We start from the raw sequence: 11,160 nt of genomic DNA, 5'->3' as shown, positions 1-11,160 counted from the left end.
GTTCGGCCCGCAGGAGGGGTTCGGGGGCGGAAGCCTGTCGCTGGACAACTTCCGGACGGTGCTCGGCTCCGCCGGGCTGCCCGCCACCCTGCTGCGCACGCTCGCGCTCGGCCTGGGCACCGTCGCCGTGATGCTGGCCGTCGCCGTCCCGCTCGCCTGGCTCTACACCCGGACGGACCTGCGCGGCAAGTCGGTCATCCTGGTCCTGGCGGCGATGAAGATGGCGATCCCGGGGTTCCTGGTCGCGCTCGGGTACATCTTCATGCTCAACCCCAGCAACGGGATCATCAACTCCTGGTGGAGCGACCTGACCGGCGGCCCGCTGACGAACATCTACACCCTGAAGTGGATCATCGTGCTGCAGGGGTTGGACTTCGCCGGGCCCGCCTTCTTCATGCTCGTCCCCACGCTGCGGGTGATCGACGTGAACGTGGAGGAGGCCGCCGCGGTGCACGGCGTCCCGCGCTGGCGGGCCGCCGTGCAGCTCCTTCTCCCGGTCGCGGCCCCGGCCATCGCGGGGGTGTCCATCTTCTTCTTCATCGCGGCCGTCGAGGTGTTCGACTACGCCGGCATGCTCGGCATGCCGGCGCGCATCACGGTCCTGTCCACGCTGATCTACCAGTACTCGCAGGGCGCCACCGGCTCCCCGGAGTACGGCAACGCCGCGGCGGTGGGGCTCGGCATGGCGCTCGCGATCGGCCTGATCATGATCGGGTACCACCGGGCGGTGCGCCGCGCGGACCAGATGGCCACCGTCACCGGCCGGCGCGCCGGCCGCGAGCCGATGCGGCTCACCCGGGGCGGCCGGTGGGCGGGCCACGGGTTCGTCTTCGGGTACGCGCTGTTCGGCGTGGCGCTGCCGGTGCTGACCCTGGTGTGGGCCTCGCTGACCCCCTACCTCCGGCCGCCGTCGGCGGACGCGGTCGCCGACCTGTCGTTCAGCGCGTACGGCGACGCCATGTACGACCTGTCCGAGGTGCTGCCGACGACCCTGCTGCTCGTGGCGGCGGTGCCCACCGTGGCCGTGATACTCGCCGCCTGCGGGAGCTGGCTGGTCACCCGCACCCGGGTGCCCGGCCGGCGCGGGCTCGACGCGCTCATCATGATGACCCTGGCCGTCCCGTCGATCGTCCTGGCGGTCTCGTTCCTCTACATGGGGTTGTCGGTCTACCGCTGGCTGCCGCTCTACGGCACGGCCGCGTTCCTCGCGCTGGCGGTGGCGGCCCGGTTCGTCGCGACGGCGTACCGCACGCTCCACGGCACGATGCTCCAGGTCCACAGGGAGCTGGAGGAGTCGGCCGCGGCCTCGGGGATCCGCCGGGGCCGGACGTTCATGTCGGTCGTGCTGCCCGCCGTCCGTGGCGGCCTCGTCTACGCGTGGTTCTGGATCGCGCTGCTCACCGTCCGGGAGCTGACCATCACGGTGATCCTCTCCGGCGACGGGACGGACGTCATGTCGACGCGGATCTTCGGCTACAGCTCCGCCGGCGAGACCGGGTTGTCCGCCGCCCTCGGGGTCATGCAGCTCGGCCTCATCGCGGTGCTGCTGGCCGCGTTCTACCGAGCGGCCCGCCGCCAGTCCCTCTGAAGCACCGGGAGTCCAATCATGATCGAGCTCGACGGCGTCTCGAAGTCCTTCGAGCAGGGCCGCACACGCGTCCCCGCACTGCGCGGGGTGTCCCTGTCGGTCGGCAGCGGGGAGTTCTACGTCCTGCTCGGGGCGTCGGGCTGCGGCAAGACGACGACCCTGCGCATCGTGGCCGGGCTGGAGCGCCCTGACGCCGGCAACGTGTGGATCGACGGCGACCAGGTCTTCGGCCCCGGCGCCTGGATCGGCCCGGAGGAGCGTCCGCAGGCGATGGTGTTCCAGTCGTACGCGCTCTGGCCGCACATGACGATCCGGCAGAACATCGCCTTCCCGCTGCGCCGCGGGGTACGGCGCCTGCCGAAAGGCCAGGTGGCCGAGCGGGTCGGGGAGATGCTGGAGCTCTTCCGGCTGACCGAGCAGGCGGACCGGAAGGTCACCCAGCTCTCCGGCGGCCAGCAGCAGCGCGTCGCGCTGGCCCGCGCGCTCGCACTGCGCCCGAAGGTGCTGCTCATGGACGAGCCGCTGTCCAACCTCGACGCCCGCCTGCGCATGGACCTGCGGATGGAGCTGAAGGACCTCGCCGCCCGCACCGGCATCACCTGCCTGCTGGTCACGCACGACCAGGAGGAGGCGATGATGCTCGCGAGCCGGGTCGGGGTGATGGACGGCGGCAGGATCGTCCAGGAGGGAACGCCGGACCAGCTCTACTCCGCCCCGGACTCGGAGTTCGTCGCCACCTTCCTCGACCGCATGAACCTCATCCGCCCCTGCGCGGTCACCGCCCGCACCCGGACGGACATCGAGGTCACGGCCGCCGGCGCGGCACTGCGGGTCGAGCACGGCGACCACGCGGTCGGCACGGAACTGACACTCGGCATCCGGCCGGACGACATCGTCATCCACCCCGACGACTCCGCACCCGACGGCTCCAAGACCAACCTCGTGGAAGGCCGCGCCGTCGCCCACCACTACCTCGGCGGACTGTTCCTCCACCAGGTGGAGACCTCGCTCGGCCTGCTGAGCGTCCGATCCCGGGTCGCCCCCGACAGCCTCGGAGCCGACAACGTCCGGCTCCGCCTCCCCTCCGACCGCCTGATCGCCATCCCCCCACAAGCCACCGCCCAACCAACCGAATAGCCCGGGTTCCGCAGCACGATGCGCGACGCAGCTCCAAGGGGACCGGGGGGACGCGGGGCACGCAGCGGCGACCGGAGGGCGTCGAGTACGCAGCGGCGACCGGGGACGGCGAGCACGCAGCGGCGACCGGGGACGGCGAACACGCAGCGGCGACCGGGCGGCACGCGTTCCGGGAGCGTGCCGAGCCTCAGCTAGGCCGCGCCCCAGTAGCGTGACGGACGATCCGCGCCTACCGGACAAGGGAGCTCGCCTAGTGCGCTGGAAGGTCCATTCCGAGAAGCCGCTCTACACCGACCCCTGGCTCGACATCCGCCTCGCCGACGTCGAGATCACCGGCGGCCGGCACCTGGACCACCGTGTCATCCGGTCGGACGCGGGCGCCGGCGCTGTCGTGGTCGACGCTCAGCGGCGGGTCCTGCTGGAGTGGCGGCACCGCTTCATCACCGACGCGTGGGGCTACGAGATTCCGATCGGCGGCGTCCAGCCCGGGGAGCCTCCCGAGGCGGCCGCCGCGCGCGAGGTGGAGGAGGAGACCGGGTGGAGGCCCGGTCCGATGCGTCCGCTCACCATCGTCCATCCCACCCCGGGCATCAGCGACAGCCGCCACTACATCTACTGGGCGGACGGCGCCACCCACATCGGCCTACCAGCCGAGGACTGGGAGGCCGAGCGGATCGAGTGGGTGCCGCTCACCGACATTCGCGGGCTGGTCGGGGCTGGGAAGATCGTCAGCGGCACGAGCATGGCCGCGCTCCTCCTGGCCGCGTCCGAAGCCTGAGCCGTTGAACCTTCAGCACCGGACGGTACAGCCGATGCGGCTCCACCTCCACTCTGGGCGTTGTGGCGTATGGGGGAGACCTCAGCGTTCGGGTCTCCCCGCACGCCCTTCTGTGGGTGTCGTGTCAGTTTCTTGCCGGTTGCTTTCAGGGTGGTGCTTGGTCAGTTCAGGGGTGGGGTGCTTGCGGGTGGTCGGCGGTGCTGTGTCGCCTGCTGGTAGTCGAAGCCGAGCCCGAGTAGTTTCGGCTCGCTGAACGGCCGTCCCAGTAGCTCGACTCCCACCGGCATGCCGTCGGATGTGAAGCCGGCGGGGATCGTCAGGGCGGGGAACCCCGTGTTGGCGGCGAGGGCGCAGACCCGGAGGCCCTCCTGAGGCTGCCCGATCGGCGCGGCCTGCCGCGAGACCGCCGGGTAGACCAGTGCGTCCAGGTCATGCTGCTTCATCAGGTTGTGGAGCAGCTGTTGCGCCTGCGCGCGCCGGACCAGCTTCTGGCGGTAGGCGTCCTGCGGCCCGGTCGAGGTGCCCAGCCGTTCCTTGAGCCGCTCCAGGACGGTTGGCGTGACCTGGCCGGAGGTGACGATGTCGGCCAGCGTCACGATGTCGGACGGCGGCTCCAGCCGTGCCAGCGAGCGGGGGAATCGTGAGCCCGGCGCCGCCAGGTAGCGATTGAGGTCGCGCTCCATCTCGTCGACGAACACCCACGAGGCGTCCACCGCCGACATCAGCGCTGGTTGGGCCGGCACATCGACGATCGTCGCGCCCTGCGAGGCCATGTCCTCGGTGGCCGCCCGGACAAGCGCCGTCGTCGCCTGCGCGGGCCCCGACGTGCTCAGGTAGTCGGTGAACACGCCGATGCGGGCGTTGACCAGAGCGGTGTCGTCCAGGGCGGTGGTGTAGGTGCGGGGGATCCGCCCGATGGACGCCTTGGTGGACGGGTCGTCCGGGTCGTATCCGGCGGTGGCGTCCAGGATCAGCGCGATGTCGCCGACCGACTTGGCCATGGGGCCGCCGGTGTCCTGGGTGTCGGAGAGCGGCGCGATGCCGTCGCGGCTGGACAGGCCCTGGCTCGGCCGCAACCCGACCAGGCTGTTGTGCGCCGCCGGGCTGCGGATGGAGCCGCAGGTGTCCGAGCCCAGCCCGGCCGCGCCGAAACCGGCCGCGACACCGGCACCCGTGCCGCCGCTGGAGCCGCCCGGGTTGCGGGTCTGGTCGTAGGGGTTGCGGGTCTGTCCACCGAGCGAGCTGATGGTCTCGACGCCGGAGGCGAACTCGTGCAGGTTGGTCTTGGCGAGGATGATCGCCCCCGCCGCGCGCAGCCGCCTGACCTGCTCGGCGTCGTCGGGCGTGCGCCAGTGCCTCAGCGCCAGCGAGCCGTTGGACGTGGGCAGGTCTTCGGTGTCGTAGTTGTCCTTGATCAGGAGCGGGATGCCGTGCAGCGGGCCGCGGACGCGTCCCTGCCGGCGCTCGGCGTCGAGCCGGGCGGCATCGGCGATCGCCGTGGGATCCCGGCGAATGACCGCGTTGACACCCGGCTGATCGGCATACGCCTGCTCGTAGGCATCGATGCGTGCCTGGTATGCCTTGACCAGTTGGACCGAGGTGACCCGGCCGCTCGCCAGCAGTCCGCGTAACTCGGTGGCGTCCATTTCCACCACCCACTCGGCGATGTCGGCCGGTGCCGCCCGGTTGCCCGTGTCGCCAAGCGCGGCGCTGTTACCTGCTGCCGCGCCGACTGTGACGACAGGCGCCGTCAGGACGCCGATACCGGCCACTAGGGCCGCCGTTCGGGTGCGTAGTTTCCGTCCTCGTCTTGCCATATCGGCCTCCTCGTCACCGATTGGCGCCTCGACGTACGGCACGGGAGATGTGGGTTCGGCCCTGCCGGCGTGAACAGCCGCTGACTGTGCCGCCTTGATTATGACTCGGGGGTGCCGCAGCGGCCACCTACCGGGAGGGCACACACCACTCCGGAAGCCCAGCGTCGTTTGACTTCGGCGCCGACCTGTGCGCCGCACGGTGCCGTTCCCCCTCGCGGCGGAGTCACATGCCCCTGTGGCGGGAGGTGACGATGCCGCCCCGCGACCAGGATGATCACCATGATCGCTGCTGCGTCCGTCACTGTCCGGTCTGGACCCGCTGCCCCTTGCCCCCGCGATCGTTCCGGTGCCTCGCTGGGCGCGGCGGGCCGCTCATCTGGCCGCCTTGGTCGCCTTGCCGTCGAGCCTGTGGCGGATCGGGCTGGCGCTGGGGTTCCCGCTGGGCTACACCGACCAGGGACTACGCGAGCTCGTCGGCCCCACGGTGTGGGGGCCGGTCTATCTGATCGCTCTCAGCGTGCTGACCGAGGTCGCCGCGCTCCTCACTCTCGGTCTGGTGCAACGCTGGGGACAGGTGGTGCCGCGCTGGCTTCCGTTCGTTGGCGGCAAGTCCGTTCCCCTGCACGCGGTGATCGTGCCCGCCTGGCTGGGGGTCGCGGTCTTGTCCGTGGCGTGGACGCCCTTGCTGCTGTGGTGGGCCACGCCGCATGAGGACATGACCGATCTCGGGCACACCGTCGTGGGACTGCTGTACCTGCCGTTGGTGGCCTGGGCTCCACTATTGGCCGCGCTCACCCTGTCCTACCAGCGCCGCCACCGCCGCTGACCACCCGCCGTCGCGATCGACTCGGTCGTCTGATTCCCGCACGATCACTGCGGCGGTGGCCGCCCAAGGGCTGGTGGACGTTCCGTTGGGACGTCTCTGGGACGTAGAGGACGTCCCAGAGACGTCCTCGCCGTCCTGCGAGAGCGCGCGCGGGGAACTACTGCTTCGGTTCGTAGACGTGGACGACGATGCCCGAGGCGAACGGTGTGGACCTCACCAGCCGCAGGTGGGTGGTGTCGAACCCGTCGAAGAGGCGCTCTCCGCTGCCCGCGACGACGGGGAAGATCCAGAAGTGGTACTCGTCCACCAGCTTGTGCTCCAGGAGCGTGCGGTCGAGTTCGCCGGTCCCGTACTTCAGGATGTTCTTGCCCGGCTGCGCCTTCAGCCTGGCGACCTCGGTGGCGGCGTCACCCTCGATGACCGTGGCGTTCCATGTGGCCTGGTCCGGCTTGAGGGTTGTGGAGGCGACGTGCTTGGGGAGGGCGTTCATCCGGGAGGCGTAGTCGCCCTCGGACTTCTCCATCTGCGGCCAGACCTGCGCGAACGCCTCGTACGTCACACGTCCGAGCAGGAGGGCGTCGGACGAGGAGAAGAGTTCGTCGCCGTATCCCGAGTGCTCCTCGTCCCAGTAGGGCGGGCCCCACTTCTCCGGTGAAGAGATCACCCCGTCTAGTGTCACGAACGTCGACTCGATGAGCTTTCGCATGGTTCCTCCCGTGTCGATGCGATCTGGAAGCGACCGGCTTGCCCGGCCTCCCTAAGGATGGCCGTGCCGGTTTACGGATTGTTTACGGTTCGCCGGAGGGCTTACCCCCCGCCCCGCGACAAGATCGTCCGGCACGCCTTTGGAGTCGGACGGCCGCCCCGGACGTCCTTGTTCCCGCACGGACCCATACGACGCCCGACTGGACGACCGGCGCAGGCCACCTCCCTCGCTGGCAGAAGCCCGCCCTCCCTGTAGTCGGGCGATTCTCGGCGAACAAGAATTGGACCCGGTGCCGGAGAAACCGCGTTCAGGTCGGCAGGTAGGGGCCGAGTGGCCGGTGCGGCGCGCGCTGCCAGGCTCGCGGCAAGCCGGTGGGCGGTTGCGGTTGGCATGCGGTCAGCGGTGGCCGCGGCTACGGCCGCCGCGCCTTGTTTTCGTTTTCCGGCGCCGTGAACCCTTTCCAGGGTCTCGGTCGTCACCAGCCGGTGTCGGCCGGGGAGTGATGGGAGGGCCTATTCCAAGGTGGACAGTTGTGCGGCAGGGGCTCTCCGCCTTGGAGAGCTTGATTAAAGCTCGTCCCCAACACCAGGTCAGTCAGTCAGTTATCGGGGCACAGTTGGCCGCCGGAGGCGTGCTGGTTACGCTCAGCCTGGCTGGTCGTCGAGGCGCTGGGAGCCGTTACGGATTTCTGCGACGATTTCGTCGTCGCTTTTCGATGGCGGTGGGGCCGGGGACGCGCGGAACTGCTCGAGAAGTTGCTCCAGCGTTCTCGCGGTGTCCTCGTTTGGATGCCTGGAGGATGGATCGAGCGGGGTCTCACTCATGGTTTGTGTCGCTTCTGCGGCGGATCCTGATCGCCAGGATCCTCGGGTAATGGATCACGTTGTAACACGGTGCGGAGTGTGGATAAGGCCCGGGAGGCTTGGCTGCGTACTGTCCCTGGAGAACAGCCTAGGGCATCCGCGGTCTCACGCACGGTGAGGTGTTCCCAATAGCGCAGCACGATGACCGCGCGCTGCCGGTGGCCGAGCCGGTCCAATGCCGACAGCAGCAGCAGCCGATCGTCGAAGTGGTCCCTTTCGACCGCCTCGGGCTCGGGATGGTGAGCAACGAGAATCTCCCGCGACCATCGGGCGGCCCGGCGGTCACTGATGTAGATGCGGATCATGACCGTGCGTGTGAAACCGGTCAGTGTTCCCCGGTTGTCCAAATGCGGCCATTGGAGGAACACCTTGACCAAGGTCTTCTGGGTCAGGTCGTCGGCCTCGAACCAGTCGCCACACAGGAGGAACGCCCTGCGTCGCAGGTCAGACCGGACGTCTTTGACGTACTGAGAGAAACCATCGTCGGGGTTCGGTTCCACAGGTCACCTCAAGAAACTTGAGCCACCGATGCAACGCACAGCGTTGTGTGGCGCGTGTTAGACGGTGAGGCCGACCGACACCTGTGTTGACAGGTAGTTCGAAATCTACTGACAGCGCAGCCTGTACGGCCATCGTGGAAAACCCTGATCTTGGTTCGCCGCCAGAAGCGAGGCAGGAAGGAGCAATGTTAACGCTTCTGTGGTCGTCTCCCGGGGCCAAGCCGCTCCGGCGTTGGCGAAACCCGGGTCAAGGTACCGAGCAATCTGGTCGATTCGATGTTCCGGAGGTTGATCAACCGATGCGTTCTTCTCTCTTAGCGGCCGCCGCCACCGGCGCGGCTGCTCTCAGTGTGGTCGTTTCGCCCATGGCGGCCAATGCGGCGCCGTCCCCTTCTTCACCGGCCACCAGCAACGTCTCGTCCCCGGGTAAGAACTGCGTAGTCCATCTGGCCGCAGGTGGAAGCATGACCTGCTACGACACATTCACTCAAGCCGTTACCGACGCCACCAACGGGAAGATAACCAACGCTCCCCGGGACGCCGCAACCGCTGTCGCCAGCAAGACCTTCAACGACCGCATCAACGCGGTTGCCCAGGTGAAGGGTCGGTCGGCCGCGGGGGCCGCCGCGACCGTCATCGAAATCTCCTTCGAGCACAGAGATGCCGGAGGTTCCTCACTGACTTGGGAGACGTCGTCCGGCTGCAACGACTCGGGCGGCGTGGAGTGGCAGGTCGGCAACGTCAGCGGGTGGTGGAACGACAGGATCTCCTCATTCCGTACCTACGCCCGCTGCCAGGGCAAGCATTGGGAGCATTCGAACTTCAGGGGTGCCAGTACCGGCTTCTGGAACTCGACGTCCTATATCGGCAATGCCATGAACGACAGGACGTCCTCCATCCAATGGGGCTGAGGCCGGGTCACCCCGCCAGGCAGGGTCACCCCCGCAAGGCAGGGTCACCCCGCCAGGGCGGGCAGCATCTGCTCCTGGCAGGTAGTGGACGGGAACACCGCGACCTGCCCGGACGGCAGCACGCACGCCGCCAACCGCGGTACCGGCCGGGTGGGCTCACCATCCGTGTCGGAATGCAAGCGAGGATCGCCCTCGCGTAGGAACCCTTGCCGGAACAAGGTTGCACAAGCGTCGAGCACATTGCCGATCTCGACGGGCCCGGCATCGGTCCCGACGGGGCCGGCCTGAGCGACCTCGCTGTAGAAGCCCTTGTTGTTCCACTCGCTGGTGCTGTAGCAGCGAATGGTGTGCCGTTGCGCCGCGGGCTCGTCATGAGCGAAGAACGCGAGCGCGCCGGTGGACCCGAGCGCGACAGCACCAGCGAGCGGCATCGCGACCGCCAGCCGCCGCGGCCACGACCGCCGGCGGCGGGCGACCGCTCTGGTCAGCAGCTCGGCGCGGGCCGTACGCCGGTCCAGCGGCATGGGTCGGGGCTCAGGCATACGGGGGTCGTCCATCAAGTCATTCATCGCGGTTACTTCTCCTGACCGGATCAGCGGTGTCGTCGCCGAGCACCTGACGCAGCCGCGTCCTGGCCCGCGCGACCCTGGACTTCACAGTGCCGACCGGCACCTCCAACACGCCGGCGGCGTCGGCGTAGGACAACCCCGACCACACCACCAGCGACAGCACCTCCTGGTCGGACGCCGACAGCTGCTCAAACCCGTCAAGGATCTGCCGCATGGCGCGTTCGTCGTCCAGCCGGGCCGCCAGTTCATCCCCCATGTCGGGCCCGGTGGTGGGCTCGGCGTCGGGTCGCAACCGGGCCAGGAGCCGCTGCTGCCGACGGCTTGTCCGGTGGGCGTTGCGTAACAGGTTGTTGGCGACCGCCAACAGCCAGGGCAGGACCGACTCGCCCGTCATACGGACCGCGCGACGGCGGCGCCACGCCTGCAGGAACACCAGTGAGGTGAGATCCTCGGCCACGGCCCAGTCGGCGGTACGGCGGAAACAGTGGTTGTAGACCGCGTCCGCATGCCGCTTGAACAGCGCGCCGAACGCGTCAGCGTCACCGTCGGCTGCAGCAGACCACAACGCCGCGTCGGCCGGCGACCGACCATGCGCGTTCCCGAGACCGGGCTTGTTGACGGAGATGCTCACACCCTCCTATGTCCACTCACACAACAGGGTTCCGCCCGCCGGCAACAAGGACACATGTCCGGATCGAGCCACTGCGCGACGGAGTCACCGACGCCCAAGAAGCGAACCAGAGCCCACCAAGGCCTCACCGAGTGAGTGACCCACTCGACACGCCACGGGTGCGCTCACCGCCGACGTGCGCGCACAGAGCCTCAACGAGGACGGTGCGGGTGCCGCAGCTGACGTCCCGTACTGGGCACGCCCGGGGTGCGTTCACCGGTTGGCGTGTGCGCAGAGGGCCTCAACGAGGACGGTGTGGGCGCCGTAGCTGATGTCCGAGTTGGGCATGCCACGGGTGCGTTCACTGGTTGGGGTGTGTGGGGAGGGCCTCAAGGAGGACGGTGCGGCGGCCGCAGCGACGTCCGATTGGGCGCGCCACGGGTGCGTTCACCGGTTGGCGTGGGCGCGGAGGGCCTCAACGAGGGCGGTGCGGGCGCCGCAGCTGACGTCCAATGTTGGGCATGCCACGGGTGCGTTCAGCATCGACGTACGCGTAGGGGCCTCGTCGAGATGGTGCGGGCGCGGCAGCTGACGTCCCGTACTGGGCACTCCTGGGGTGCGTTCACCGGTCGGCGTGTGCGCAGAGGCCTTGTTGAGGATGGTGTAGCGGCCACAGCCGACGTTCGATATTGGGCATGCCGCGGGTGCATTCAGCATCGAGGTGCGCGTGCGGCGGGCCTCAACGAGGATGATGCGGCGGCCGCAGGCCCGCCAGACATTGGACTGCTGCGTAACTGGGAGGTGGTCCGCGCCTCCGGTGGTGACCAGGAAATCCGGGTCAGGGGGGTGGCGGGG

10 protein-coding genes are annotated in these 11,160 nt (G+C 68.9%); 5 read left to right on the top strand and 5 right to left on the bottom strand.

Going from position 1 to position 11,160, the window contains the following annotated elements; translation table 11 throughout:
- The 3 genes from E1264_RS32865 to E1264_RS32855 form a co-directional block, all read left to right on the top strand.
- On the top strand, nt 1–1,588 hold a 1,588-nt coding region (locus E1264_RS32865), incomplete at its 5' end, for an iron ABC transporter permease (RefSeq protein WP_132179730.1).
- Nucleotides 1,589–1,606: 18 nt separating this feature from the next.
- Nucleotides 1,607–2,725 carry an ABC transporter ATP-binding protein gene (locus E1264_RS32860; RefSeq protein WP_132179728.1) on the top strand — a complete coding sequence of 373 codons (1,119 nt, stop codon included), beginning with the start codon at nt 1,607–1,609 and terminating at the stop codon, nt 2,723–2,725.
- A 253-nt stretch (nt 2,726–2,978) separates the two neighbouring features.
- Nucleotides 2,979–3,503, top strand: coding sequence for an NUDIX domain-containing protein (locus E1264_RS32855; protein ID WP_132179726.1), 525 nt, complete (start codon nt 2,979–2,981; stop codon nt 3,501–3,503).
- 161 nt (nt 3,504–3,664) lie between these two features.
- On the opposite strand, the gene E1264_RS32850 is transcribed toward E1264_RS32855, so the two are convergent.
- Nucleotides 3,665–5,320 (bottom strand): amidase family protein, encoded by a 1,656-nt coding sequence (locus E1264_RS32850; protein ID WP_132179724.1) that lies wholly within the window; start codon nt 5,318–5,320, stop codon nt 3,665–3,667.
- Nucleotides 5,321–5,714: 394 nt separating this feature from the next.
- Here E1264_RS32850 and E1264_RS32845 point away from each other — a divergent pair, with 394 nt between their 5' ends.
- Entirely contained in the window at nt 5,715–6,146 is a 432-nt protein-coding gene (locus E1264_RS32845; protein WP_243711308.1) for a hypothetical protein, read from the top strand.
- Nucleotides 6,147–6,303: 157 nt separating this feature from the next.
- On the opposite strand, the gene E1264_RS32840 is transcribed toward E1264_RS32845, so the two are convergent.
- Both E1264_RS32840 and E1264_RS32835 read right to left on the bottom strand, forming a co-directional pair.
- Nucleotides 6,304–6,852, bottom strand: coding sequence for a dihydrofolate reductase family protein (locus E1264_RS32840; RefSeq protein WP_132179720.1), 549 nt, complete (start codon nt 6,850–6,852; stop codon nt 6,304–6,306).
- Nucleotides 6,853–7,672: 820 nt separating this feature from the next.
- On the bottom strand, nt 7,673–8,215 hold the full coding sequence (locus tag E1264_RS32835) for a SigE family RNA polymerase sigma factor (RefSeq protein ID WP_132179718.1): 543 nt from the start codon (nt 8,213–8,215) through the stop codon (nt 7,673–7,675).
- A gap of 464 nt (nt 8,216–8,679) precedes the next feature.
- Between E1264_RS32835 and E1264_RS32830 the strand changes: the two genes are divergently transcribed.
- Nucleotides 8,680–9,126 carry a hypothetical protein gene (locus E1264_RS32830; protein ID WP_132179716.1) on the top strand — a complete coding sequence of 149 codons (447 nt, stop codon included), beginning with the start codon at nt 8,680–8,682 and terminating at the stop codon, nt 9,124–9,126.
- 44 nt (nt 9,127–9,170) lie between these two features.
- On the opposite strand, the gene E1264_RS32825 is transcribed toward E1264_RS32830, so the two are convergent.
- Both E1264_RS32825 and E1264_RS32820 read right to left on the bottom strand, forming a co-directional pair.
- Nucleotides 9,171–9,668 (bottom strand): hypothetical protein, encoded by a 498-nt coding sequence (locus E1264_RS32825; protein ID WP_132179714.1) that lies wholly within the window; start codon nt 9,666–9,668, stop codon nt 9,171–9,173.
- A gap of 19 nt (nt 9,669–9,687) precedes the next feature.
- Nucleotides 9,688–10,326, bottom strand: coding sequence for an RNA polymerase sigma factor (locus E1264_RS32820; RefSeq protein WP_207936535.1), 639 nt, complete (start codon nt 10,324–10,326; stop codon nt 9,688–9,690).
- Nucleotides 10,327–11,160 lie beyond the last annotated feature (834 nt).

Origin of the sequence: Actinomadura sp. KC216, from assembly GCF_004348535.1 — a bacterium.
Lineage (GTDB): Bacteria > Actinomycetota > Actinomycetes > Streptosporangiales > Streptosporangiaceae > Spirillospora.
The sequence above is the reverse complement of the archived record's forward strand: the minus strand, read 5'-3'. Positions and strand labels throughout refer to the sequence as shown.

Excerpts from the sequence above, each read along its gene's own strand:
- E1264_RS32850 (WP_132179724.1), bottom strand. The coding sequence starts at position 5,320 with ATGGCAAGACGAGGACGGAAACTACGCACCCGAACGGCGGCCCTAGTG.
- E1264_RS32825 (WP_132179714.1), bottom strand. The coding sequence starts at position 9,668 with ATGCCTGAGCCCCGACCCATGCCGCTGGACCGGCGTACGGCCCGCGCC.
- E1264_RS32840 (WP_132179720.1), bottom strand. The coding sequence starts at position 6,852 with ATGCGAAAGCTCATCGAGTCGACGTTCGTGACACTAGACGGGGTGATC.
- E1264_RS32860 (WP_132179728.1), top strand. The coding sequence starts at position 1,607 with ATGATCGAGCTCGACGGCGTCTCGAAGTCCTTCGAGCAGGGCCGCACA.
- E1264_RS32830 (WP_132179716.1), top strand. The coding sequence starts at position 8,680 with ATGACCTGCTACGACACATTCACTCAAGCCGTTACCGACGCCACCAAC.